Origin of the sequence: Arthrobacter sp. TWP1-1, from assembly GCF_049897845.1 — a bacterium.
In the GTDB taxonomy this organism is placed as follows: domain Bacteria; phylum Actinomycetota; class Actinomycetes; order Actinomycetales; family Micrococcaceae; genus Specibacter.
Window position 1 is genome coordinate 121,849 of the sequence record NZ_JAFCXC010000001.1, and the last position, 25,114, is coordinate 146,962.

Below are 25,114 nucleotides of genomic sequence, written 5' to 3' on the forward strand. Positions count from 1 at the left end.
GGCAATTCATTTTGCGTGAGGGTTTCTGTTACGAGGCGTCTTGGTCCAGCACGAACCCGTCCTGGTGATGGATCAGCTGGCGGCCCATGCCGGAGTTGAGCTGAATCCACAGGCACTGGCGGTCGTGGGACAGTGTCTCCACGCGTCCCTCCAGACGCCAGCCGCGCTCATTGACCAGCGCCACGGGCTCGTCCCGGGCCATGGCCGGCCAGACCTCGTTGTTGTCGGGGTTGATAAAAGTACGGTGGTGAATTCGGCGGGTCATGGGTTCTCCTTGGGTGAAAGTCATCGCTGCTTCCTTAAAACGAGTCAACACCGCCATCATGCGCTCGCCAGATGAACCGGCTGTGAACTCGGTGTGACTTTTCGCCCAAAATCCCGTGAAGGCGTACCTTGCGAGGACTCCTTTTCCGGCAACTGCCAATTATTCCCGCTCACGCGCTGGGCGAAACAGCTGGCCACGGCTCATGGCTGTCACGTACCGTAGGAGCATGGCTACAGTTGAAATCACCACCGAATCCTTTGGCACCACCATCGAGGACAACGACATTGTGATCGTTGATTTTTGGGCCTCCTGGTGCCAGCCCTGCGTTCGCTTCGCGCCCACCTACGAAGCTGCTTCCGAGAAGCATGACGACGTCGTGTTCGGCAAGGTTGATACCGAGGCCCAGCAGCAGCTCGCGGCAGAGGCTAACATCACCTCAATCCCCACCCTGATGGCGTTCCGCGAAAAGGTCTTGGTCTTTGCCCAGCCTGGCGCACTGAACGGAACCCAGCTTGATTCGGTCATTGACGCCGTCAAGGCTCTGGATATGACCGAGGTTCATGCTGCCGTCGCCGCCAAGCAGGCCGAAAGCCCCGCTGCCGAGTAACCTCAAGACATAAAATAGTTGTGGCCCCCAAAACGTAGCGTTTTGGGGGCCACAACCAATTAATCTGTGGGTGCTTAGATCCGTTCCAGTTTGGCGGGTTCTGCCAATAGGGCGCTCAGGGACTCGTTGAGATCCTGTACGGCGATGCCCTTGCTGTGCTTTTCCAGATCTTCCTCCGAAGCCCACTGCTCCGTCAGTACGATCTTCTCTTCCGATTCCTCGGTGATTTCATACTGGATGCAGCCGGTCTCTTCAACGACCTGCTCAACGGCAATGTCGAGGGCGAGCTTCACGCGGAAGAATTCGCCCTCATTGGGGATGAATGTGGCCTGTAGGTTGATGATCTCGCTCATGGCACAAGCCTAGGCGATGCAGATGCCCGGAGGGGAAGTCATTCCGCTCTATGAACGCCCGCCGTGTTGGCTAGTGTCCGCGGTGGTCCTGGATACTCATCCGCGGCCCGAACGACGGCTTGCGGAAACCGCTCAGAAACAGCATCCGTACTACCCGCTGCCTGTGCCCGCGCCACGGCTCAAGCAGTTCCAGCATGCCCGCGTCATCCACCGGCTTCCCTGCCAGCGCCCAGCCAACATAGGCGGCCAGGTGATAATCGCCCACCGCCACCTGATCGGGATCCCCGTGCGTTCGCTGAGTAACCTCGGCCGCCGTCCACACGCCGATGCCCGGAATGCTTTGCATCTTTGCGCCAGCTTCCGCAGCGGGTAGTTTCCCTAGACGTTCCAAGGCCGACGCCGAACGAAGCATCCGCATCACGGTCGCCGAACGCTGTGGCCCAACGCCAGCCTTGTGCCATTCCCATGACGGAATTTCCGCCCATTGTTGAGGAGTCGGGGCTACCAATAAATCCGCAGGAATCTGGCTATGTTCGCCCGCGCCGGGGGCTTGCGTGCCAAATTTTCGCAGCAACGTTGCGTACCCGCGGTGGGCCTCGAGGGTTGTGACCTTTTGCTCAAGGATGGCCGGCACGAGCGAATCAACCACCCGCCCTGTGGCGGGCAGGCGCAGTGCCGGGTGTCGGCGTCGGGCCTCCTTGATGCGAGGAGGCAGGGAATCGATGAATTCTGGTGCATCAAAGGGGGACCAGTCATCCCGCGCACCGAGTAGTGCAGGTGCGGTGGTGAGTGCGTGTTCGGCGCCGGGGCCCCAAGTCTGGGCGTGCAACTCGGTGCCACGTTGGGTGATGCCCAGGGTCGCGGGGCCATCTGGTGTGTTGAAGGCGAGCCAGGCTGTGCCGGGGGTCATTTGAATCGTACGGTCGCCCGGGCCGCGCCCAATGATGCCCAGAGTCTGGTGCAGATTGAACGGACGGCCGGAATCCCAGACCGCGGTGGGTCCTGAGGGCGGTGTGGCGGTCATGACTCAATGGTCGCACGGGAGTCTGACAGGAGGCTGGCCAAGTGGCCACACAAGTGCTAGCTTAACGTTTATCGTTATTATCGAACAACGTTAAGGTATGGGGAAATGGTTCTTTCAACGTGGTGGTCGTGGTTGCTCGTGCTGGTTGTCTTGGCCGTGGTGGCCTTGATTTTGTTTGCCCCGCGCCGCAAGCCCGACGAGCCGCGGGAGGGCAAGGATCCCGAGACGCTCGCCGGCGGAACCATGGTCCGCGCAACCCGCCGCATCGCGTGGCTCTATGTAGCCGCGTGCACTCTGGGCGGGCTCGTTTCCACCGCCGAAACACTCTGGGGCGAAGCGGTCACGGTGAAGCTGCCGGTGGCCGAGTTCTGGCCGACACTGCCGGATTCCGTCACCATCCAGACACCGCTGGCTGCAGTTGAGGCGGGCGGATTTACCTGGGCCACCGTGAGCGCCAGCGGCCTGGACCTGCAAACCCGCTTGATGCTCAGCGGTGCCGTTCTGGCGCAAGCTGCCCTGACGGTGGTAGCCGGGCTGGTCATCATCAAACTGTGCACCTCCGTCATGAACAAGACCCTGTTTGGCCCCCAACTCATCCGGGGAGCCCAGCAGCTTGCCGGTGTGGTGCTGCTCGGCGGCCTGGTGTGGCAGGGCTGCGAGGCCTTCGGTGGAACCCTGGCAGCAGAACAGCTCCTTGGGGCCAGCGCCTGGGGCATGTCCGGGGAGACCATTCCCTGGACGGACATTCACAACATCGTGGGTTTGCCGTCCGTGGCTTACGCGTGGGAATTCAACTTCTGGTTCATTGGCGCAGCGCTGGTGCTGATGGTTCTGGCCGAGCTGTTCCGCCAGGGCAGCAAGATTCAGAAAGAGACGGCGGGGCTCATCTAGTGGCTGACGACGAAGAAACCGGCATCCACTGCCGCCTGGACAGCCTCCTCGCCGAACGCGGCATGACCTTGACCCGACTAAGCGAGCTTGTGGACATCAGTATTGTGAACCTCTCGGTCCTGAAAAATGATCGGGCCAAGGCCATCCGTTTCTCCACCTTGCTCGCCATTTGTCAGGTCCTCGACTGCGAAGTGGGCGAGCTCCTGGAGCTGGCGTAGGTTCCGCCGCTGACAGGCACTCAACCCAACGGCTACCACACAGCTCAGGCGTTCGTGGTGAGCGGGCCCAGGGACTCGGCCTTGGGAGCTGCAAAAATCAGCTTGGCGGCACCTTGGAACCTGCCCGTTGCTTGGAGCCAGAACTTGGCAGGTGACAGGCCGCAGGCGCGCAGGGCCTGACCATGATCGAGGGCCATGACAGTTGCTGCGCCGGCCGCGATGACTCCCCAGATCAGCCCGACGACGAGTCGCACTGCGCCCGGCGTGTAGTGGAAACCCTGCCGTAGGCGGTCAATCTGAAAGCGGATGTGGTCCTGCTCATCCGTGGCGATTCGGCGGCCAATCCCGCGTAGTACGGGATCGGGCGCATGCTCCGCTAGCGCCGTGAAATAGCCCATGGCCACAGTTTCCGCAATCAGGAACAGGCCAAGTTCGGTGCGCAATCCGAGTATTCGGCGCAGGACAGTAAATGCGGCATCTGACCAATGCGCATCCAGAGTTGGAGCGTTGATACGCTCCAGACCGCGGCGGAACAGTTCGGAGTGTTTCTGCTCCTCATGCACGAGCAGTTCAAGCGCCGCCAGGTAGGTGGCATCGCCCTCCTGGGCGGCCTTGGCAAGCAGGCGCCGACCGTCGCCACTTTCGCCGAGTTCGAAGCGCTGGAATGATCGGGCAAACGCCTTGACCTCCCGTTCGCTCAGAAGGACGGGGGCATCCCATTCGATCTGGGACTCCAGCTCCCGATGCAGCGCAGGATTGCGTTGGAAGTGGGCCAGCCAGTTCGCGAAAGTCATTTGCTCAGCCTAGCTGGCCCAGAAAGCGCCAGGTGGTGGTTTTCCAGTAGCAAAGTAGAGCTTCCCCCAGTAGGGTGGCAGCAAACACTTCGGCAGGTGAATTGGGGGCACGATGCGGTTTGCTCAAGGGTCCGGTTGGCGGATGGGCATGGATGCGTCGTGGCCTCTTTCGGTCGCCCTCTTCGTCAGGGACGCCTTGGCGCTACCGGCTACAAGGCCCTTCTTTGTGCCGCCCGTGGTGCCCCAAATTCCGGAGCAAATCGCCGTGAGGGGGCCGCTGACGGACGTCGTTCTGGCCGATGAGTGGGCGCACTGGTTTGCCGATCTGGTCCGCACCCGCAGCGGGATCCGGTCTCTTGACGAGCTGTTGCTTGAGGAGCGGCACCCTGATTTCCAGGCTTCGGTCCAGAGGTGTTTCCTGGCAGCGCAGAGCGCAGCCGAACTTTTCAAGGTGGCCTTTCATGACGAGCTCATGCTGTCAGGCAAGAAACACAGCACCATCCCTTCCGCACTGGTCCGCACTCTTGAAAAGGAGCTGGGCCACCGCGCGGCACCCTTTGAGCTGGAGGTAAGGGTTGTTCCGGTTCAGGGTGAATGGCTCCACCGGCCCTTCCCGAAGCTGGTCCTGATGAGCAACACGGTGCAATTCAGCCCGGACGCACAGTATCGACTGCTTGGCCCCGTGCTCAGGGAACTGGCGCGCTAACGGGGCCTTGCCAGGCAATCTTTCCGGCCCCGGATGACAACTAGGCTGACAAGCCTTCGGCAGTCTGCTGCAGAATTTCCCGGCACGCCAAAATAGCCGGACGACGGCGGCTGGCCCGTCGGGCGGCCGTGAACACCGTCCGCCGGGGGAGCCCGGGCAGATCGAGCAGCGTCAACGCCGGTTCCCGCCCCGTCCACATCAAATCCGGCATCAGGGCCACGGCGTGGCCGGATTCGATGAGGCGCACCTGGGCCTGGAGATCGGCCGTCTCAAAACGCACATCCGGTTCGAAGCCGGCCTGTCGGCACGCCTGCTCGGCCCAATGCCGGGACGCTGCCCCTCGCGGTTCCATGACCCAGGGAAGTGTTGCGGTGTCCTCGAGGTGAGTGATCGGTTCGGGGCGGAGCCGGGTCACGGTCCCCGCAACGCCAGCGGGTGGGACGGCCAAGCGGATGGCATCGGTGGTCAACACCACGCGGTCCAGTTCGGGATGGCGGGGAGCTGCATGGCCCGGATACTGTTCCGCCACGACCATGTCGAAATCGCGGGCCCACGTTTCGTACAACGCTGTCTCCGGCTCGCGCTGGGTCATTTCGATACGCACGTCCGGGTAACTCTGCGACATGGCTGTGAGCAACTCAGGCAACAGGGCCAGCGCTGCAGATTGGAACACGGCCAGTTTTACCGTCCCGGCCACAGTGGTCAGCGAGGCTGCCATGTCGGCTTCCGCGCGCTCCAGCGATTCCACGATGTCCGCCGTATGGGCCACCAAGATCTCAGCTTGGGCGGTCAGCTGCACCCGCCGGCCCACCTTGCGGAGCAGTTTTACCCCCGCCTCCTTCTCCAATTGGGCCAGTTGCTGGGACACCGCCGACGGGCTGTATTGCAGGGCCAGGGCCACATCGGCCAGGGTTCCGCGGATGTGCAATTCACGCAGCACGCGCAACCGTTTTACGTCCAACATGGGGTACTCCAAATAGTTAAGTAAAACTGACTAATAATCTTCAAAAAACACCACTTTTACTTATTGAATATTAGCTCCATACTGGACTCAAGGAAACCCGCTGGCGTCATTGAGGACACGGCGAACGGGCCCGTAAAACAAACGTGAACACCGGAAGAAAAGAACGCACCAGACATCATGACAAGCACCGTCCCAGCGGCCACCGCCGCGAACATCCCGGTACCCGGCAACGACCTTGCCGAGGAGACCATCGCCCTCGTTCGGCACTGGCTCACCGAAGCCGCCAAGTTCCCCGCTGACGTGTCCGCCCAGCGGCTGGCTGGCGTCTTGAAAGACCCCAATGGCCTGGACTTCACGGTCGGCTTTGTGGACGGCGTCATCCGCCCCGAGGACCTCGCAGTTGCCGGGCGGAATCTTGCCGCGTTGGCTCCGAAGGTACCTGCCTTCCTGCCCTGGTACATGCGCGGCGCCGTCCGCCTGGGTGGTGTCATGGCCCCCGTTCTGCCGCAACTTGTTATCCCCATTGCCCGAAGGGTGCTGCGCGATATGGTGGGTCACCTGATCGTTGATGCCACTGACGCCAAGTTGGGCCCGGCCATCGCCAAAATCCGGGCAGGCGGAGCTGATCTGAACATCAACCTCCTAGGCGAAGCAGTCCTCGGCGAAAGCGAAGCCAATCGCCGCCTCGACGGAACCCTGAAGCTACTGGCGAGGGACGACGTTGACTACGTCTCCATCAAGGAATCCTCCACCGTAGCCCCGCACTCCGCCTGGGCATTCGACGACGCCGTCAACCATGTGGTGGACAAGCTCACTCCGCTTTACACGCTGGCCAATTCCTTCGCCAAGCCCAAGTTCATCAACCTGGACATGGAGGAATACAAGGACCTCGGCATGACCATCGCCGTCTTCAAGCGCATCCTGGATAAGCCGGAATTCAAGAACCTCGAGGCCGGAATCGTCCTGCAGGCATACCTGCCCGATACCCTCGCCGCCATGATCGACCTTCAGGAATGGGCCGCCGCGCGAACGGCCGACGGCGGTGCACCCGTCAAGGTGCGCATCGTCAAGGGTGCGAACCTCCCCATGGAACAGGTACAGGCGTCCGTGTTTGGCTGGCCGCTGGCCACCTGGGGCACCAAGCAGGACTCCGACACGAACTACAAGCGCATCGTGAACTACGCGCTGACACCCGAGCACATCAGCAATGTGCACATCGGCGTGGCCGGCCACAACCTCTTCGACGTGGCCCACGCCTGGCTCCTGGCCAAGGATCGCGGGATCAGCACGGCGTCCGGACAGCTGGAATTTGAGATGCTGCTGGGCATGGCCACAGGTCAGGCCGAGGCGGTCCGTCGCGATGTTGGCTCCCTTCTGCTCTACACACCCGTGGTCCACCCTGGCGAGTTCGATGTGGCCATCGCCTACCTGATCCGCCGTCTGGAGGAGGGTGCCAGCCAGGACAACTTCATGTCCGCAGTCTTTGAACTCTCCGAAAATGAGGCCCTTTTTGAGCGCGAGAAGAACCGTTTCCTAGCTTCCCTCGCCACGCTCGACACCGCAGTTCCGCCCTCCAACCGGCTGCAGGACCGTTCACTCCCGGCTGCTGCCCCCGCTGCCGACGGCTTCGCGAACACCCCGGACACCGATCCAGCCTTGGCCCCGAACCGAGTATGGGGCTCCGGCATCTTGGCCCGCATCCCCGGTTCCACTCTGGGAATCGACCTCGTCAACGCCACCACCGTCACCGACCTTGGTGAGCTGAATGCGATCGTGGAGACCGCCGTCGAGCATGGAAAAGCGTGGGGCGCCATGACCGGCGCCGAGCGCGCGGCCGTGCTGCACCGTGCAGGCGAGATCCTGGAATCCCGCCGCGCCGAGCTGCTGGAGGTTATGGCCGCAGAAACGGGCAAGACCCTCGATCAGGGCGATCCCGAAGTCAGCGAGGCCATCGACTTCGCGCATTACTACGCCGAACGCGCCAAGGATCTGGAAACGGTCGACGGCGCAACGTTCGTCCCAGCAAAACTCACCGTCGTGACGCCGCCCTGGAATTTCCCGGTAGCCATCCCGGCCGGGTCTACGCTTTCGGCACTCGCCGCGGGCTCCGCCGTCGTTATTAAGCCAGCACCTCAGGCGCAGCGTAGCGGCTCCATCATGGTGCAGGCGTTGTGGGATGCGGGCGTTCCGCGCGAGGTTTTGGCGCTGGTTCAGTTGGGCGAAAACGAGCTGGGCCGGGCGCTCGTCGCTCACCCGTCCGTTGATCGCGTCATCTTGACCGGCGGCTACGAGACCGCCGAACTGTTCCGCAGCTTCCGCACCGACCTGCCGCTGCTGGCGGAAACCTCTGGCAAGAACGCCATCATTGTCACGCCCAGCGCGGACCTTGATCTCGCGGCCAGGGACGTTGTCCAGTCCGCGTTTGGGCATGCCGGGCAGAAGTGCTCCGCAGCCTCACTGGTGATCATGGTGGGCTCCGTGGCGAAATCCAACCGGTTCCGGAACCAGTTGTTGGATGCCGCCGCCAGCCTCAACGTTGGCTACCCGGAAACGGCAACGAGCCAGATGGGGCCCGTCATCGAACCGGCGGCCGGCAAGCTGCTGGGCGCCCTGACCACCTTGGACTCAGGCGAAGCCTGGGCCATTGAACCCCGCCAACTCGATGAATCCGGGCGCCTCTGGTCCCCGGGCGTGCGCACCGGCGTCGCAGCAGGTTCGCACTTTCACCTGACCGAGTTCTTCGGGCCGGTACTTGGCGTAATGCACGCAGAAACGCTCGAGGAAGCCATCTCGATGGTCAACGCGATCGACTACGGGCTTACTTCGGGGCTGCACTCTTTGGACTCCGCGGAGATTGGGCTGTGGCTGGACACCGTCCAGGCTGGCAATCTCTATGTGAACCGCGGCATCACCGGCGCCATTGTGCAGCGCCAGCCGTTTGGCGGCTGGAAGAAGTCGGCAGTTGGTGCCGGAACCAAGGCCGGCGGGCCCAACTACCTAGCCGGTCTCGGTTCGTGGAAGCCGGCTGAATCCACTGCCACCGCGCCGCTGGGCGACAACGCGCGCAAGATGCTCACGGCCGGCACGTCACTGTCTTCCGACGAGCTTTCTTTCCTGACACGGTCGCTGCACAGCGACGCCGCCGCCTGGGCTTCGGAGTTTGGGGCAGCCAAGGATGTTTCCGCACTGTCAGCCGAGCGCAACGTGTTCCGTTACATGACCCTGAACCCGCTGGTTCGTCTGGCAGAGGGCGGTTCCATCGCGAAGCTCATGCGCGTACTTGCGGCAGGAATCCTGGCCGGAGCTACCCCGGAAGTCTCCTCCGGCGTCGAACTTCCCAGCGCACTGAGGGCGCTGCTGTTGAGCTTGCGCATCACCGTCACCGCCGAGAATGACGCCGAGTGGCTCACCACCGCGCGCCGCTTCGGCGCCGGGCGGATTCGCTTGATTGATGGCGATGCTTCCGCCATTTATGAGGCAAGCGGCGGGCGTCCAGACCTAGCGATTTACCACGGCGAGGTCACCGAAGCCGGGCGCATTGAGATGCTGCCGTTCCTGCACGAACAGGCAGTCAGCATCACGGCGCACCGCTTCGGCACCCCGAACCACCTCTCGGACGGTCTGATCTAGCAGCATCGATCGGTCAATCGTTTCGGTGATCGAGCCTGTCTGCTTCGGTGGTCGAGCTTGTCGAGATCCATGCACCGGGTCTCGACAAGCTCGACCAGCGGCCGCCAGCGGATTACGCCTGGGAAACGCGGACCATGTTTCCGGACGGGTCGCGGAAGGCGCAGTCGCGCGGGCCCCACGGCTGGTCCACGGGTTCTTGGAGAACCTCGGCGCCGGCGGTCACGGCCTGATCAAAGGTGGCGTCGAGATCGGAGGCGCTGAAATTGATCATGGGCAGCACACCCTTGGCCAGGAGTTCAGCCATGGCGTCGCCGTCTTCCTGAGAGCGCCCCGCGTGCGGTTCGGACAGGACGATTCCCAGGCCCGGCTGTGAGAGCGTGCCCATGGTGACCCAGCGGAAATCGCCATTGCTGACATCGTTCTGAACCTCAAGGCCCAGCGCGTCCCGGTAGAAGGCGATGGCGTCATCGGGGTTGGTAACTGTCAAATGCGTGTATTGCAGTGAAATAGTCATGACACTTACGTTATGACCTCAGGGCCCCGGGTGCTTCTTCATTTCTGCTCGACTTGCCAGAACCGTCGCGCGCCGGCCGGGTAGTCACCCTGACAAAGCATGGCGGCATGGCTTCGATGGCCTTGTGGTCCCGGGCCTTGTAGCTACTCGGTGCCTCACCCATGATTTCCGTGAAGCGGCTGCTGAAGGAGCCAAGCGAGGTGGCGCCCACGGCCATGCACGCATCGGTGACGGAATAGCCGGCACGCAGCAACGCCGAAGCCCGTTCGATCCGCCGTGTCATGAGGTAGCTGTACGGCGTTTCACCATAGGCAGCCCGGAACTTGCGGGAGAAATGGGCCGGGGACATGAACGCCTTCGCCGCGATGGTTGGCACGTCCAACGGCTCCGCGTAGTACCGATCGATCATGTCACGGGCCTTGCGCAGCAGCGTGAGTGTTGCCAATTCCTCCGGCGTCACAGCTGTTGCCGTTCGTGGGAGCTAACGCGGCGTTCCAGCAGGTCCATCCACACCTCAACATCCTTGGGCGAGCCGAACCGCACCACCTGAAGCCCTGGATACTCGTATTCCAGCTCCGGCACCGCCGTCCTTAGTGAATGGCGGGTGCGCCATCCCCAACGGATGATGTGGTCATCGTCGATGAAAATGCTCCAGAGCGGGCCTTCAAAGTTGCCGTTCCACAGTTCCACGCGCCGCAGCCGGCGTCGGACTGTGCGCCGGATGAGCCTCCACATGGAGACCGGCACGGGGAAATCCAGCCACAGCAGGGTGTCGGCGCGTTCGGCCAAGAGGGGCCGTATTGCAGAATATTGCCACTCGGTGGCCCAGCCCGGCGCATCGGTGAGACGTTCGACGTCGGCCGCGAAGTCCGCGCGCGGCTCCCAGTTTGGTCCGTGGAACAGACTGTCGAGCTCGGTGTAGCGAAGGCCCAACGATGTGGCCGTGCGTGCGGCCAGTGAGGTCTTGCCCGAACCAGACACTCCAGCCACCAGCAAGCGACGCGGCAGGTGGGGCAGGGGATCCGAGGCGGAGAGCATCCTTGATTCTAAAACGTAGCCAATGATTGTTGCCACGCCGCGGGGCAAAGCTGCCCCGAGGGTCAGCCTCGCGGGGTGGTTTCGGCGAAGTTCTTGAACGCCTCCATGGACTTGTAGCTCTCTTTTTTGAAGCTGGAGCCAAAGAGGAGCCCTATGACTTTCATGAAGCCCTTCAGCTCGAAGATGTTGTGCGCCACCCACTTCGTTGATGTGCCGTCAACGTCGATGAATTGGTTGTTGCAGATATTGTGCACGCCCTTGGCATCGTAGCTGCCATCAAAATGATCCGGCAATTGCCGTCGGACAATGGTTTCCACCATTTCCAAGGTGCCGCGGCCGCGTTTGTAGACGAGCTTCGAGGTTGCGCCGTTTTGTCCGGGGGTACCCGTCAGAGGCTCAAAGGAGAGCAGCCCTTTCTGCCATTGCGACAAGAGGCTCGGATCGTCGAAAAGTTCAATGAATCGATCCCGCGGAACGTTGACAACAATCTCTTGGGTGTATTCCATGGGCGTATCTTATACCGGGGCCGCCGCCGGGCGCGGATGCAAGGTTGGATTGGGCACTAAGACGTAATGGTCGGTAGTCACCAGTGCGGCCGGGGGACTACGTTTGAGTCTATGAAGTATGCGAACTCCGTCTTGGACCTCATTGGCAACACTCCCTTGGTGAAATTGAACAAGGTGACCGAGGGCATCCAGGCCACCGTTTTGGTGAAACTTGAGTACATGAATCCCGGCGGATCCGCCAAGGACCGCATCGCCGTGAAGATGCTCGACGAGGCTGCCAAAGAAGGCAAAATCAAGCCCGGCGGCACGGTCGTGGAACCCACCAGCGGCAACACCGGCGTCGCCATGGCCATGGTGGCCCAGGCCCGCGGGTACAAGTGCGTATTTGTGGTCCCGGACAAGGTGGGCGAGGACAAGCGCGCCGTCCTGCAGGCCTACGGAGCCGAAGTAGTGGTGACCCCCACGGCGGTCGCCGCCGACAGCCCGCAGTCCTACTATGGTGTCTCCGACCGTCTCGTCAAGGAGATTCCCGGTGCCTACAAACCCGATCAGTTCTCCAACCAAAACGGACCGCTGAGCCATTACGAATCGACCGGCCCCGAGATTTGGCGCGATACCGAAGGCAAGGTCACGCACTTTGTCGCCGGCGTGGGCACTGGCGGCACCATTTCCGGCACCGGCCGCTTCCTGCGTGAGGTCTCCGCTGACCGTCCCGAGGCCGACGGCGGCGAGGTCCAGATCATCGGTGCCGACCCGGAAGGCTCTGTCTACTCCGGCGGCACCGGCCGACCGTATTTGGTAGAAGGCGTGGGTGAGGACATCTGGCCCCCGTCCTACGACAAGAACGTCCCGCACCAAATCATCGCCGTCACGGACAATGACAGCTTCGCCATGACCCGCCGCCTGGCGCGCGAGGAGGGTCTGCTGGTGGGAGGTTCCTCCGGCATGGCCGTCGTGGCCGCGCTGGAAGCCGCGAAAGACCTCGGGCCGGAAGCCGTCGTCGTCGTTCTTCTGCCTGACAGTGGACGCGGCTACCTGGCCAAGATCTTCGATGACAAGTGGATGCAGTCGTACGGCTTCTTGAAGGTCACCGACGAGCCCGCCATTGGCGATGTCCTCAAGGCCAAGACCGGACAGCTGCCGGATTTGGTGCACATCCACCCGAACGAGACCGTGCGCGACGTCATCAACCTGATGTCGGAATATGGCGTCTCCCAGATTCCCGTGCTGTCCGCCGAACCGCCTGTGGTGATGGGTGAGGTCATCGGCTCTGTCGATGAGCGCACCCTGACGGGCAAGCTGTTCCGCCACGAGGCCAAGCTGACGGACAAGATCACCGAACACATGCAGCCGCTGCTGCCCATCATCGGTTCGCTGGAACCGATCTCCGCCGCGCGCACCAAATTGCAGGACGTGGACGCGCTGATGGTGACGTTTGTGGGGGCGCCCGTTGGCGTTCTGACGCGCCACGACCTACTTAACTACCTCAACGACTGACCGTTTCCAGACGAAGGAACAAGACCATGACTGAAGGCTTCAACACCCGCGCCGTCCACGCCGGACAGACCCCCGATCCCACCACCGGCTCCGTGATCCCGCCGCTGTACCAAACCACAACGTTCGCCCAAGACGGGATTGGCAAGCTGCGCAACGGCTACGAATACGGCCGCGGCACCAACCCCACCCGCGATGGCCTGCAGGCACAGCTCGCAGCACTTGAAGGCGGCGAATTCGCGTTCAGCTTCGCCTCAGGCCTGGCTGCCGAAGACGCCCTGATCCGTGCGCTGCTGGTCCCCGGTGATCACATCATCATGGGCAACGACGTCTACGGTGGAACGTACCGGCTCATCAACCGGGTTCTGTCGGTCTGGGGCATCAGCAACGCCGCAGTGGACATGAACGACGCCGATGCGCTGGCTGCCGCTGTTGCCGCCGGCGGTCCCGAGGGCAAGACGAAGATGATCTGGGTGGAGACGCCGTCGAACCCCATGATGAAGATCACCGACATTGCCGCGCTCGCCGAGGTGGCTCACGCCGCCGGCGCGCTGCTGGTGGTCGATAACACCTTTGCCTCGCCGTACCTGCAGAACCCGCTCGCCCTGGGCACCGACATCGTGGTGCATTCCACCACCAAGTACATTGGCGGACACTCGGATGCTTCCGGTGGCGCCATCATTTTGTCCGACGCCGAGGCTGCCGAGAAGATCGGCTTCGTCCAGTTCGCCGTGGGCGCAGTTTCCGCACCGATGGAGGCCTGGCTGACCACGCGTGGACTCAAGACGCTCGGCGTTCGCATGGACCGTCACTGCAGCAACGCGCAGACCATCGCGGAATGGCTGCTGACCCGGCCCGAGGTTGAGAAGGTGCTGTACCCGGGCCTGCCCGACCACCCGGGCCACGAGCTGGCCGCCCGCCAGATGCGCGGCTTCGGCGGCATGATCTCGGTGCAGTTCAAGGGTGGCGAGGCTGCTGCGCGCAAGGTGGCGGAGTCCACTCACTTGTTCACGTTGGCGGAGTCACTGGGCGGCATTGAATCGCTCATGAACTACCCGTCCGATATGACCCACGCATCCGTCAAGGGCACCGAGCTGGCCGTGCCGGAGAACCTGATTCGTTTGTCCGTGGGCATCGAGGACATCGCTGACCTCATTGCCGATCTGGACCAGGCGCTCAACACCCTGGGTTAGGCCCCGCCCGTTCCCCTCCAAACTCAACGCTCCATCAGATATGGGGCACTTTTCATGAACGCTCTTGCAGTTAACGCTGCGAGAGCGTTCTTGTTTGCGGGGAAGCTTCATCGATACCTACACCATCACTCTGTTAAAAGGTATGACAATTAGGTAACAGTTAGCTGATTTGCATATCGATTCGGTATCGTTTTAGGGTTAGTCATGCCCTGCGGGGCGGGCGGCACTCTTTCGCCCACGATTGCCCGGGCCTTCCAACACCACGCACCGTCATGCGGAAGGCCACGGAAACAACCTCCATTTATATAGGTTCGACGGTGGCGCGCGGATGTCCGGGGACGGATGGAGCGAGGGTGGCCTTTGGGAGAACGCATCGATGAAGAACTTCAAAATGACTAAGAATATTGGCCGAGTCTTGGCTGTTGGCGCCCTTGTTGGCGGCGGCCTGGCCGTAGCTGGAACCGGCGCAAACGCGGCCGACGGCAGCACCTGGGATGCACTGGCACAGTGTGAAAGCGGCGGCAACTGGGCCATCAACACCGGTAATGGCTTCTCCGGCGGACTTCAGTTCACGCCGAGCACCTGGGCAGCCTTCGGTGGAACCGGCGCTCCTGAAAACGCTACGCGTGAGCAGCAGATCGCTGTGGCCGAGAATGTTCTGGCCGGTCAGGGCTGGGGAGCATGGCCTTCCTGTGCGGCACAGCTTGGCTTGAGCGGCGGCGGTGGCGAGGCTTATTCACCGGCTGCTGTTCCTGCCGCCCCGGCCCCGGTAGCTGCGCAGGCCGCTGAAGTAGTGCCCGTTGAGCAGGCCCCCGTAGTAGAGGCCCCTGTTGAGCAGGCCCCAGTAGTGGAAGCACCGGTTGAGCAGGCTCCCGTTGAGCAGGCTCCCGCCGCAGCAGAGGTAGCCCTGAGCGGCGAGACGTACACCATCGAGTCCGGCGATACCCTGAGCACCATTGCTGACAAGCTGGGCGTCGTTGGCGGCTGGGAAGCCCTTTTCCAGGCCAACGCCGACACGGTTATCCACCAGGACCTGATCTTCACGGGCGCAGTACTTCAGCTCCCGGCCTAGTCCCCACGCCCTCCCCAGCCTCGTTCTTCGGCCGGGGCCCCTCGGGCGCGTGGGCCCACCACACCGAACGCGGCATCACTTTAGGGCTAGTAACGCCAAACGCTCCATCACTTCACATGAAGTGATGGAGCGTTTACGATTTAAGGCCGGAAAGTGATGCCGCGTTCGGGAGGCGGTGGGTTACACGCGGGAGGCTGCGGCACCTACCCGAGTGTCGGTGTCGTACGTGTAAACCTGCTTGCCGCCGATAAACACCGTCAGCGCGGTCTGCATGACGTCCAGAGGATCCCCGCTCCACAGCACCAGGTCGGCGTCCTTACCAACCTTCAGCGAGCCGATCCGCTCAGCCAAGCCCAGCACCTTGGCCGGGTTGATGGTGATGGCGCGCAATGCCACGTCCCGGTCCAGGCCTTCCTTCACGGCAAAGGTGGCCTGGTGGACCAGGAAGTTGATGGGCACAACCGGGTGGTCGGTGATGATCGAAATCTCCACTCCTGCGGCGGCCAACTTGCCCGGGTTGGCAATGGAGCGGCCACGCAGTTCCGGCTTCGACTTGGTAGTGAATAGCGGACCGATCAGCACTGGCGTGCCGCGCTTGGCCAGCACATCGCCCAGAATATGGGCCTCGGTGCCGTGATCAATGACCAGTTCGTAGCCGAATTCGTCGGCCAGGCGCATGGCCGTGGCAATGTCGTCGGCCCGATGGCAGTGCTGGCGCCACGGAATCTCGCGACGCAACACCATGGCCAACGCCTCCATCTGGGCATCGCGCGGCCGCGGTTCGGGCAGCGCCATCCAATTTTGGGCAGCCATGAAAGCCTGACGGATAATCAGCGCCGTGCCCAGCCGGGTGGAGGGCGTCTTCTTCATCTCGCCATAAACGTTCTTGGGGTTCTCGCCCAGGGCGGATTTCAGCCCACTGGGGGAGCGCAGTACCATCTCCTCGATGTAGCGCCCGTGCGTGTGCATGGCCACGGCCAACCCTCCGATGGGATTTCCGGAACCCGGGTTCACGTTGACGGCCGTGATGCCACCAGCGAGGGCGTCGTTGAAGCCCGGGTCGAAAGGGTCGACGGCGTCAATGGCACGCACCGCCGCCATGACGGGATCGGTCATTTCATTGACGTCACTCGTGGAACCCACCTCGCCCTCGGGGTGCATGCCCAGGTGGACATGGGCGTCGATGAAGCCGGGCAGCAGCCACTGGCCTTTCGCATCAAGTACATCTGCACCATCAGGGACCTGGATGGATGCGCCGAGGCCAAGAATCTTGCCGCCTTCAACCAGCACGGTGCCGTCAAACGGTTCGCCTTCCACGGGTACCACGTGGGCGTTGACGATGGCCAAAACCCGCTTCTTGGCGACGGCTGCAGCCTCACGAATGGCCGCGCTGATCGAGGCTGTATTGGCCGCAGGCTTCACCGGCACAGCCTTGCCGGACTTTTTACCGGGCTTGGCGGCGACGGATTTGGCCACGAGGAGACCACCTGGTTTTCCTGCTGGCGCAGCCGCCCGGCGGGTGACCCGACCTGGCACAAAGGCGCCCTCTGACGTTCCGCCGGGCTTCGGGGTGGGTGCTGAGGGTGTCATGACGGCCTTTCGTTTGCCAATGGTGAACTATTCCAAGCTACAACGTTTACTTCTGCACCGGGCCACTGGGGGAGGCATGCCAAACGGTGCCCCACTTTCCTGTATGCGCTGAACTCGGAGTGAGTTTTGCGCATAGAGGACGGTCTACTTTCTGTATGCGCTGAACCCGCGGTGAGTTTTGCGCCCGGGTCAAGATGCGCCGGACTCGCCATGGGTTTTGCGCATAATGGTTCGCCCCGACGCATAGGCTGAGGCGATGCATAAGAAAACCGCCCTGATCACCGGCGTTGGTCGCACGGTGGGTATTGGTGCCGCCGTTGCCCGCGCGCTCGCCGCCGACGGCTGGAATCTGGTCCTCAATTACTGGCAGGCCTATGACGAACGCATGCCCTGGGGTATCCAACCGGAGGACATCGACACGCTCACGGCCGAGCTTGAGGCAGCCGGCGCGCAGGTGTGGGCCCTGCCGGCGGACCTGGGCGACCCGGCCGCCGTCGAACGTCTCATGGCACAGATCGCCAAGGAAGCCGGGCCGCTGACGGGCATGGTCATGTCCCATTGCGAATCGATCGATTCGGGGATTCTGGACACCTCGCTGGAGAGTTTTGAGCGCCACTTCGCCGTCAATACCCGCGCGAACTGGCAGCTCATTGCCGCTTTTGCCCGGCAGGCAACGGACGACGGCGGAGCCTTGGTTGCGCTGACAAGTGACCACACAGCATTCAACCTTCCGTACGGCGCCTCCAAGGGTGCCCTTGACCGGATTGTCATTGCCGCCGCGCGTGAACTGGGTGGGCAGGGCATCAGTGCCAATGTGCTCAACCCCGGTCCCGTGGACACTGGCTGGATGGACGAAGAGACACGAACCGCCATGACGGCGTTGCAACCGAGTGGGCGGCTGGGCACCCCTGCCGATGTTGCGCCGACCGTTGCCTTCCTGCTCTCTCCGGGCGGGCGCTGGGTGAGTGGCCAACTGATCAAGGCCGACGGCGGCTTCTCCTCCTAGCATCGGGGCCGAGTCACCGCATCGGCTGCAGATTCAATTCATGCCGCCTTCTGTATCACCCCTATCAACGGGCACAAGTACAGGCGGCGTGTCAGGAAGCCGTCAAGATTGCCCGGGACGGCGTTAAGAACGCGTAAAAACAAGCTCCAAACCCACTCCCCGGGTGTGCGATTGAGTCAAGACATCAACGCACATTGGGAAAGTAGGACTGCTGTGGTTTTAGTGACGTGGTTAATTCTGGGGTTGGTGGGGCTGGCCTTGCTGGTGTACCTGCTGGCCGCCCTGATCCGCCCAGAGAAGTGGTGAGCGGACACCATGAACCTTAATATCTTCTCGCTGGCCACCCAACTGGCCGTATTGATAACGGTGTTGGCTGCCCTGCACCAACCCCTGGGCAAGTATCTCGCCACAACGTTCACCAGTCACAAGCATCTGGTGGTGGAACGAGGCCTTTACAAACTCTCCGGCGTTGACCCCCAAGCAGACCAGCACTGGAAGGTGTACCTGCGCTCGCTGTTGGCGTTCAGCATCGTGTCAGTAGTGGTGCTGTTTCTAGCTCAGCTGCTGCAGGGAATCCTGCCCTTCAACCAGGGTCTGGGGGCAGTAGACCCGTGGGTTGCCATGAATACGGCGGTCTCCTTTGTCACCAACACCAACTGGCAAACATATGTCCCGGAAACCACGATGGGCTTCGGCATCCAGATGATGCTGCTCGCGGTTCAGAACTTTCTCAGCGCAGCCGTGGGACTGGCCGTTGTGGTGGCGTTGATCCGGGGCCTGGTCAGGGCCCAAACCAGCAATCTCGGTAATTTCTGGGTTGACCTGACACGCGGCACCCTGCGTGTATTGCTGCCGCTGGCTGTGATTGGTGCCGTGGTTCTGATGATCACCGGCGTCATCCAGAACTGGGGCGGCACCAGCATCCACACCGTCGTCACGGGTGCCGAGCAGACGGTTCCGGGTGGTCCGGTGGCCTCGCAGGAAGCCATCAAGCTCCTAGGCACCAACGGTGGCGGCTACTTCAACGCCAACTCGGCTCACCCCTTTGAAAACCCCAGCGCGATCAGCAGCTTGTTCCAGGTGTTCCTGATACTGCTCATCCCGTTCTCCCTGCCAGCCATGTACGGACGCATGGTGGGAGACAAACGTCAGGGCTACACAGTACTGACAGTGATGGTGGCCTTCTGGCTCGGTTCCACTGCCTTGATGGCCTGGGCCATCGCAGCCTTCAACGGCAGCGGCACCAGCGTGGGTGAAGGATTTGAGCAGCGTCTGGGCGTTGCACCCAGCGCCTTGTTCGCAACAGCCACTACGCTCACCTCAACCGGCGCCGTCAACGTTGCCCACGATTCCCTGCCGCCCTTGGCCGGCGGCTTGGCCATGCTGAACATGATGCTGGGTGAGATTGCTCCCGGCGGCGTGGGCTCAGGCCTCTACGGGATACTGATCCTCGCCGTTGTGGCGGTGTTTATTGGTGGCCTTATGGTGGGCCGCACCCCGGAATTCCTGGGCAAGAAGATCGGCGCACCCCAGATGAAGCTCGTGGCGCTGTACATCCTGGTTACCCCCACGCTCGTGTTGTTGGGCACGGCCATCACGGTGGCAACACCGTCACTCGCCGCGGCAGCCCCTGCCGAGGGTCCGCACGGTTTTAGCGAGATTCTCTACGCCTTTACCTCCGCTGCAAACAACAACGGCTCCGCCTTTGGTGGCATCACCAGCTCCGGTCCGGGGCTTGCCACCCTGTTGGCGCTGGCCATGTTGATCGGCCGCTTCCTGCCCATAGCGCTGGTCCTGGCGCTCGCAGGCTCCCTAGCGAAGCAACGCAAAATCCCCGCCACCACAGGAACCCTCGCCACACACGGACCGCTCTTCGCCGTGCTCTTGGGCGGTATCTCCTTGATCCTGACCGCACTTACCTACTTCCCGGCGCTCGCCTTGGGCCCGGCTGCTGAAGGACTGCTGAAATGAAGCTAGACACACTACTTGCGGCGCTTCCCCTAGCCTTCCGCAAGCTTGATCCACGCCAAATGATCCACTCGCCTGTCATGTTCACCGTGCTGATCGGCTCCATTGTCTGCACGGCCGTGAGTATCCAGCAGCTGGCCATTGGCTCCGATTCGGCCGTATTTTCCATCATCGTCACGGTGTGGCTGTGGCTGACTGTACTGTTTGGCAACTTGTCCGAGGCCATCGCCGAGGGCCGCGGCAAGGCGCAGGCAGACAGTCTGCGTGCCGCGCGCACCTCAGTCATGGCACGACGCCGGACCCCCGCCTTGGTGCCTGCCGGAGGGTCCGGCGTGGGCCGGGACGGCAACGAAGAAGGCTATGAAGAGGAGCTGGTGGCCGGCACCGACCTTGAAGTGGGTGACATCGTCATCTGTGAAGCGGGGGAGCTGATCCCCAGCGACGGCGACGTCATCGAAGGCCTGGCCAGCGTGGACGAATCGGCCATCACCGGCGAATCCGCCCCCGTCATCCGTGAATCGGGCGGGGATAGAAGTTCGGTCACCGGTGGCACCATGGTGCTCTCGGACCGGATCGTCATTCGCATCACGGCAGCCAGCGGCAAGACGTTCCTGGACAGGATGATTTCCCTGGTGGAAGGCGCCACCCGGCAAAAGACGCCCAACGAAATCGCCCTGAACGTGCTGCTCGCCTCGCTGACTATCGTGTTCGTGGTCGCCGTCATGACACTTGCCCCCATGGCGAACTTCGCTAGCGCCCTGCCCACCCCGGTGGTGCTGGTGGCGCTGCTGGTCTGCCTGATCCCCACCACCATCGGCGCCCTGGTCCCGGCCATCGGCATCGCCGGTATGGACAGGCTCATCCAGCGCAACGTCCTGGCCACCTCCGGCCGGGCCGTGGAAACAGCCGGCGACATCACCACCCTCCTGCTCGATAAGACAGGCACCATCACCTACGGCAATCGCCGCGCCGTTGCCTTCATAGCGGCCGACGGCGTGAACCAGAATCTGCTCATCGAGACGGCACGCTTGTCCTCGCTGGCAGACGAAACACCCGAGGGCCGCTCCATTGTTGAGTTGGCCATTGTTGAGTTGGCCGAGGGCCCAGAGAAGCAGGCTGACCAGAACGCCACAGCAGCGCTTACCTCGGATGTCGATGTGATCGAGTTCAGCGCCGTCACCCGCATGAGCGGGCTCAACCTGCCGGTGGGCCACCCTGCCAACCCGGGCCAAACAAACCTTGAGGTACGCAAGGGGGCCGCGTCCGCCGTCGAACGCTATGCAAAGGAACGCGGCGGATTCCTGCCCCAAGAACTCGAAGATGCGGTGCTGGCAATCTCCGGGACAGGGGGAACCCCGCTGCTGGTGGCCACGTACGACGGCGAGCGCGCGCGGGTATTGGGCGTCATTCACCTGGCCGATGTGGTGAAGCCGGGCATGAAGGAACGGTTCGCCGAACTGCGGGCCATGGGCATCAAGACCATCATGATCACTGGCGATAACAAGATCACCGCTGCCGCCATTGCAGCCGAGGCAGGGGTGGATGATTTTGTTGCCGAGGCCACCCCGGAGGACAAGTTGGCTGTCATCAAGGCCGAGCAGGAGGCGGGCCGGTTGGTGGCTATGACGGGTGATGGCACCAATGATGCCCCGGCGCTGGCTGCGGCTGATGTGGGTGTGGCCATGAATTCGGGCACCAGTGCGGCCAAGGAAGCGGCCAACATGGTGGATTTGGATTCGGACCCCACCAAGCTCATTGACATTGTGGGCATAGGCAAGCAGTTGCTGATCACGCGCGGTTCGCTGACCACTTTTTCGGTGGCGAACGATGTGGCCAAGTACTTTGCCATTGTGCCGGCCCTGTTTGCCGCCACGTTCCCCGGGCTGGGGCTGCTGAACATCATGGGCCTGTCCTCACCCGAGAGCGCCATCCTCTCTGCCGTCATCTTCAATGCACTGGTGATTGTGGCGCTGGTTCCGCTGGCGTTGCGGGGCGTGAAATACCGGGCTGTCTCCGCGGCCCGTGCGCTGTCCAGGAACCTGCTCATCTTTGGCCTGGGCGGCGTCATCGCCCCGTTCATCGGTATCAAGCTCATTGACCTGTTGGTCTCCCTCATCCCCACGATTGGTTAGAAATATGAACGCCTATGGACGTCAGCTCTTCACGGCTCTGCGGTTCCTGCTCTGTGCCACCCTGTTGTTGGGCCTGGCCTATCCGGTGCTGGTTTTTGGCTTGGGTCAGCTCGTGGCTCCGGCCCAGGCCAACGGCTCCATCATCACCACCGGCGGCCAAGCTGCCGGCTCCTCGCTGCTGGCCCAGCCCGTCACCGGCACCGCCTACTTTTTCCCGCGACCCTCCGCGGTGGGCTGGGATCCGGCGACGTCGTCGGCCACCAATCTGGGCCCCAACCAGGTTGCGCTGGTTGAGGCGATGGACAAGAGCAGGACAGAGGTTGCTGACAGGGAGAACGTGGACCCGAGCACTGTTCCCATCGACGCCGTGACGACCAGTGGATCAGGGCTGGATCCCGATATTTCGACGGCCTACGCCGCCCTGCAGGTGCCCCGCGTTGCTGCCGCCAACGGCCTCAGCGACGAAGCCGTGCGGGCGCTGATTGTGAAGAGCACAAGCGCTGGGGTGAACGCTTTTCTGGGCCAGCCCTCGGTGAACACCACCACCTTGAATGCTGCCCTGGCCGACGTGAAGAAATCAGCCACAGGCCTGCGAGAATAAACTATGACGCGCGGTATATTGAGGATTTTCCTGGGGGCTGCCCCCGGTGTGGGCAAGACCTACTCCATGCTGGATGAAGGTCATGCCCAGGCCGCAGCTGGCGTTGACGTGGTGGCAGGAATTGTCCTTGACCACGGCCGGGAACAAACCCGCGCGCAACTTGCCGGGCTTGAGGTCCTACCAGCCCGCACCGTCAACTACCGCGGGACTGATTTTCCGGAGCTGGACGTCGCCGCCCTGCTGGCCCGCAAGCCGGCGCTGGCGCTGGTGGATGAATACGCCCACTCCAACATTCCAGGGTCAGGCAACGCCAAGCGCTGGCAGGACGTCGAAGAGCTCCTAGCTGCCGGCATCGATGTGTATTCCACGGTCAACGTCCAACACCTGGCCTCGCTGGGGGATGTGGTGGAATCCATCACCGGCGTCCGCCAGCAAGAGACGGTGCCCGACGACGTGGTCCGCCGGGCAGACCAAATAGAACTCGTTGATATCCCTCCTGAACTGCTGCGCCAGCGGCTCAGTACCGGCCATGTGTATGCCGCTGACAAGGTCGACGCCGCGCTGGCCAACTATTTCAGGCTCGGCAACCTCACGGCCCTGCGCGAACTGGCGCTGCTGTGGCTGGCCGACAGAGTGGAAGAGGGCGTGGCCGCCTACAGGGAAAGCCACGGCATTGCGGCCAGCTGGCCCACCCGCGAACGTGTCGTGGTGGGGCTGCCGGGCGGGCCCGAGGGGGAGGTGTTGCTGCGCCGCGCCGCACGAATTTTGAGCCGGGTCAGCGGCGGAGAATTACTCGCCGTGCACGTGCCTCGGTCCGACGGCGTGGCCGGGGACGCGCCGTCGGCCCTTGAAAGTCAGCGGCAACTCGTGACGGATCTTGGCGGTACGTACCATTTTGTTGGTGGGGAGGACCCGGCACGGGCGCTGTTGGATTTTGCCAAAAACGTTGGGGCAACCCAAATTGTCATTGGTTCTTCACGGCGGAAACCGCGCCTAGGATTCCTTGCCAGCCCCGGAGTTGGGGCCAGGGTGGTGAAGGGTGCCGGTGACATTGATGTGCACATGGTTCCGCACCCCCTGAGTGGTTCGGGGCGGACGGTGCGCAACCGTAGCGAGCTGAATCGGACGCGCGTCATTGTAGGTTTCATTCTTGCCGTGGCGCTGCCTGTCTTGGTGCAACTGTGCACGGGACACCTGAGCCTGCAGACCATCATGGTTGTCCAGTTGGCCGCAACTATTGCCGTTGCGCTGGTGGGGGGACTCTGGCCGGCTGTGTTGGCTGCCCTATGGGGAATCCTGATACTGAATTTTTATTCGGCCGATCCAATAGGCACGCTGCACATCAATGACCCCGAGAATCTGTTGACCTTATTGGTGTTTCTGCTGGTCGCCGTGGCCGTATCCCTCGCCGTGGATCAATCCGTGCGGCGTTCGCGGGAGGCTCTGCGGGCCGGCGCGGAGGCCGCCATTCTCAGCGAATTGGCCCGCGGAATCCTGGCTTCCCAAGACACCGTGCAGGTCTTCCTTGAACAAGTTCGCGACCACTTCGGCATGAGAGCGGTGGTGCTCTTTGCCGCCTCAGGCAGCCCCGCAACGTGGCGTCCGGAGGGTTCGGTAGGGGAGGATCCGCCTGCTTCCCCGGACGACGCCGATACCGTGGAGGCTGTCTCGGAGCACTGGACGCTAGGCCTGTCCGGAAGAGTCTTGCCAGCCAGTGATCGGCGGTTACTCAGTGCCTTCGGCGCGCACCTGATGGCCCTGGAACAACGTGAAGCCTTGAACCAGACCCAGCGCGAGAACGTGCAGTTGAGCCAGGACAACAACATCAGGACCTCCGTTCTACGGGCCGTTTCCCATGATCTGCGCACACCTCTGGCCGGGATCAAACTTGCCGTCAGCAGCCTGCGCCAAACCGAGGTGACCTTCAGTCCGGCAGATGAGGCCGAGCTGTTGGCTACGATTGAGCACTATTCAGACAGGATGGATGCGCTGGTGGGGAATTTGCTGGACATGTCCCGGCTGAGTGCCCAAATGGTCAGCCCGGTCGTTGGCCCGGTGACGTGGCAAGAGGTACTCCCTGCCGCCTTGCACGGAGTCCCTATGCAACGCGTGCGCCGCGAACTCCCGCCCAACATGCCAGCCATCGAGGCGGATCCGGGCCTGCTGGAGCGGGTCATTGCCAATATTGTTGAGAACGCCGTGAAGTATGCGCCGGATTCGGAGATCTTGGTGGTGGGTTCCGTGGGCGGCAGTGGCAGTGCCACCATCAACGGGCGCCCGGCCAGTGAATTGCGGGTGGTTGACCGCGGGGTGGGAGTACCGGCCGCCGAGGTGATGGCGATGTTCCAACCCTTCCAACGGCTCGACGACGTCTCTTACGGACCGCAGGGCGGCACTGGCGTGGGCTTGGGGTTGGCCGTAGCCAAGGGATTCACCGAAATCATGGGCGGCGTCCTAGCCGCCGAACAAACTCCCGGCGGTGGGCTGACCATGATCATCCGCATGCCACTGTCCACCGGAATTGTGAGAACACTTTGAGGACCCAGCC

Annotated in this window: 24 protein-coding genes; 14 read left to right on the top strand and 10 right to left on the bottom strand. The window is 62.6% G+C overall.

Annotated elements, in window-relative coordinates:
- Positions 1–28: 28 nt before the first annotated feature.
- Positions 29–289: a hypothetical protein gene (locus ACP7B9_RS00635; RefSeq protein WP_425859825.1), complete on the bottom strand. Its 261-nt coding sequence runs from the start codon at positions 287–289 to the stop codon at positions 29–31.
- Between the two features lie 202 nt (positions 290–491).
- Between ACP7B9_RS00635 and ACP7B9_RS00640 the strand changes: the two genes are divergently transcribed.
- Positions 492–872, top strand: a complete 381-nt coding sequence (locus tag ACP7B9_RS00640; protein WP_425859827.1) for a thioredoxin family protein — start codon at positions 492–494, stop codon at positions 870–872.
- Between the two features lie 74 nt (positions 873–946).
- On the opposite strand, the gene ACP7B9_RS00645 is transcribed toward ACP7B9_RS00640, so the two are convergent.
- Entirely contained in the window at positions 947–1,225 is a 279-nt protein-coding gene (locus ACP7B9_RS00645; RefSeq protein WP_425859829.1) for a putative quinol monooxygenase, read from the bottom strand.
- A gap of 70 nt (positions 1,226–1,295) precedes the next feature.
- A complete protein-coding gene (locus ACP7B9_RS00650) occupies positions 1,296–2,249 on the bottom strand; it encodes a DNA-3-methyladenine glycosylase family protein (RefSeq protein ID WP_425859831.1) in 954 nt (317 codons plus the stop codon).
- A gap of 105 nt (positions 2,250–2,354) precedes the next feature.
- On the opposite strand from ACP7B9_RS00650, the gene ACP7B9_RS00655 reads away from it, so the two are divergent.
- Both ACP7B9_RS00655 and ACP7B9_RS00660 read left to right on the top strand, forming a co-directional pair.
- Positions 2,355–3,140: a hypothetical protein gene (locus ACP7B9_RS00655; RefSeq protein WP_425859833.1), complete on the top strand. Its 786-nt coding sequence runs from the start codon at positions 2,355–2,357 to the stop codon at positions 3,138–3,140.
- Entirely contained in the window at positions 3,140–3,358 is a 219-nt protein-coding gene (locus ACP7B9_RS00660; protein ID WP_425859835.1) for a helix-turn-helix domain-containing protein, read from the top strand. Before ACP7B9_RS00655 ends, ACP7B9_RS00660 begins: the two co-directional genes overlap by 1 nt.
- A gap of 44 nt (positions 3,359–3,402) precedes the next feature.
- On the opposite strand, the gene ACP7B9_RS00665 is transcribed toward ACP7B9_RS00660, so the two are convergent.
- A complete protein-coding gene (locus ACP7B9_RS00665; RefSeq protein WP_425859837.1) occupies positions 3,403–4,152 on the bottom strand; it encodes a ferritin-like domain-containing protein in 750 nt (249 codons plus the stop codon).
- 112 nt (positions 4,153–4,264) lie between these two features.
- On the opposite strand from ACP7B9_RS00665, the gene ACP7B9_RS00670 reads away from it, so the two are divergent.
- Positions 4,265–4,858: a hypothetical protein gene (locus tag ACP7B9_RS00670; protein ID WP_425859839.1), complete on the top strand. Its 594-nt coding sequence runs from the start codon at positions 4,265–4,267 to the stop codon at positions 4,856–4,858.
- A 40-nt stretch (positions 4,859–4,898) separates the two neighbouring features.
- Here the strand turns inward: ACP7B9_RS00670 and ACP7B9_RS00675 are convergent, their stop codons facing one another.
- The gene (locus ACP7B9_RS00675; protein ID WP_425859840.1) at positions 4,899–5,822 is read right to left on the bottom strand and encodes a LysR family transcriptional regulator; all 924 of its coding nucleotides are present in this window, start codon (positions 5,820–5,822) and stop codon (positions 4,899–4,901) included.
- Between the two features lie 177 nt (positions 5,823–5,999).
- Here ACP7B9_RS00675 and ACP7B9_RS00680 point away from each other — a divergent pair, with 177 nt between their 5' ends.
- Positions 6,000–9,452, top strand: a complete 3,453-nt coding sequence (locus ACP7B9_RS00680; RefSeq protein ID WP_425859842.1) for a bifunctional proline dehydrogenase/L-glutamate gamma-semialdehyde dehydrogenase — start codon at positions 6,000–6,002, stop codon at positions 9,450–9,452.
- Positions 9,453–9,564: 112 nt separating this feature from the next.
- Here the strand turns inward: ACP7B9_RS00680 and ACP7B9_RS00685 are convergent, their stop codons facing one another.
- The 4 genes from ACP7B9_RS00685 to ACP7B9_RS00700 all read right to left on the bottom strand — a co-directional run bounded on the left by ACP7B9_RS00685 (position 9,565) and on the right by ACP7B9_RS00700 (position 11,510).
- Positions 9,565–9,966 carry a VOC family protein gene (locus tag ACP7B9_RS00685; RefSeq protein WP_425859844.1) on the bottom strand — a complete coding sequence of 134 codons (402 nt, stop codon included), beginning with the start codon at positions 9,964–9,966 and terminating at the stop codon, positions 9,565–9,567.
- A 10-nt stretch (positions 9,967–9,976) separates the two neighbouring features.
- A complete protein-coding gene (locus ACP7B9_RS00690) occupies positions 9,977–10,426 on the bottom strand; it encodes a helix-turn-helix transcriptional regulator (RefSeq protein WP_425859846.1) in 450 nt (149 codons plus the stop codon).
- Positions 10,423–11,004, bottom strand: a complete 582-nt coding sequence (locus ACP7B9_RS00695; RefSeq protein ID WP_425859848.1) for an AAA family ATPase — start codon at positions 11,002–11,004, stop codon at positions 10,423–10,425. Before ACP7B9_RS00695 ends, ACP7B9_RS00690 begins: the two co-directional genes overlap by 4 nt.
- A gap of 62 nt (positions 11,005–11,066) precedes the next feature.
- A complete protein-coding gene (locus ACP7B9_RS00700) occupies positions 11,067–11,510 on the bottom strand; it encodes an SRPBCC family protein (RefSeq protein ID WP_425859850.1) in 444 nt (147 codons plus the stop codon).
- 111 nt (positions 11,511–11,621) lie between these two features.
- Here ACP7B9_RS00700 and ACP7B9_RS00705 point away from each other — a divergent pair, with 111 nt between their 5' ends.
- The 3 genes from ACP7B9_RS00705 (at position 11,622) to ACP7B9_RS00715 (ending at position 15,269) form a co-directional block, all read left to right on the top strand.
- Positions 11,622–13,007, top strand: a complete 1,386-nt coding sequence (locus ACP7B9_RS00705) for a cystathionine beta-synthase (protein WP_425859852.1) — start codon at positions 11,622–11,624, stop codon at positions 13,005–13,007.
- The gene (locus ACP7B9_RS00710; protein ID WP_425860712.1) at positions 13,004–14,197 is read left to right on the top strand and encodes a cystathionine gamma-synthase; all 1,194 of its coding nucleotides are present in this window, start codon (positions 13,004–13,006) and stop codon (positions 14,195–14,197) included. The genes ACP7B9_RS00705 and ACP7B9_RS00710 overlap by 4 nt, the downstream gene beginning before the upstream one ends.
- 391 nt (positions 14,198–14,588) lie before the next feature.
- Positions 14,589–15,269, top strand: a complete 681-nt coding sequence (locus tag ACP7B9_RS00715) for a transglycosylase family protein (RefSeq protein WP_425859854.1) — start codon at positions 14,589–14,591, stop codon at positions 15,267–15,269.
- Between the two features lie 180 nt (positions 15,270–15,449).
- On the opposite strand, the gene ACP7B9_RS00720 is transcribed toward ACP7B9_RS00715, so the two are convergent.
- Positions 15,450–16,859, bottom strand: coding sequence for an amidohydrolase (locus ACP7B9_RS00720; RefSeq protein ID WP_425859856.1), 1,410 nt, complete (start codon positions 16,857–16,859; stop codon positions 15,450–15,452).
- Positions 16,860–17,115: 256 nt separating this feature from the next.
- Between ACP7B9_RS00720 and ACP7B9_RS00725 the strand changes: the two genes are divergently transcribed.
- The 6 genes from ACP7B9_RS00725 (at position 17,116) to ACP7B9_RS00750 (ending at position 25,104) form a co-directional block, all read left to right on the top strand.
- Positions 17,116–17,865 (top strand): SDR family oxidoreductase, encoded by a 750-nt coding sequence (locus ACP7B9_RS00725; protein WP_425859858.1) that lies wholly within the window; start codon positions 17,116–17,118, stop codon positions 17,863–17,865.
- A gap of 213 nt (positions 17,866–18,078) precedes the next feature.
- A complete protein-coding gene (gene kdpF, locus ACP7B9_RS00730) occupies positions 18,079–18,171 on the top strand; it encodes a K(+)-transporting ATPase subunit F (protein WP_425859859.1) in 93 nt (30 codons plus the stop codon).
- Between the two features lie 9 nt (positions 18,172–18,180).
- Positions 18,181–19,836, top strand: coding sequence for a potassium-transporting ATPase subunit KdpA (gene kdpA, locus ACP7B9_RS00735; RefSeq protein WP_425859861.1), 1,656 nt, complete (start codon positions 18,181–18,183; stop codon positions 19,834–19,836).
- Positions 19,833–21,965: a potassium-transporting ATPase subunit KdpB gene (gene kdpB, locus ACP7B9_RS00740; RefSeq protein WP_425859863.1), complete on the top strand. Its 2,133-nt coding sequence runs from the start codon at positions 19,833–19,835 to the stop codon at positions 21,963–21,965. The genes kdpA and kdpB overlap by 4 nt, the downstream gene beginning before the upstream one ends.
- 4 nt (positions 21,966–21,969) lie before the next feature.
- Complete coding sequence (kdpC, locus tag ACP7B9_RS00745) at positions 21,970–22,566, top strand: K(+)-transporting ATPase subunit C (protein ID WP_425859865.1); 597 nt, start codon at positions 21,970–21,972, stop codon at positions 22,564–22,566.
- 3 nt (positions 22,567–22,569) lie between these two features.
- Positions 22,570–25,104, top strand: coding sequence for a DUF4118 domain-containing protein (locus ACP7B9_RS00750; RefSeq protein WP_425859867.1), 2,535 nt, complete (start codon positions 22,570–22,572; stop codon positions 25,102–25,104).
- Positions 25,105–25,114: the final 10 nt, after the last annotated feature.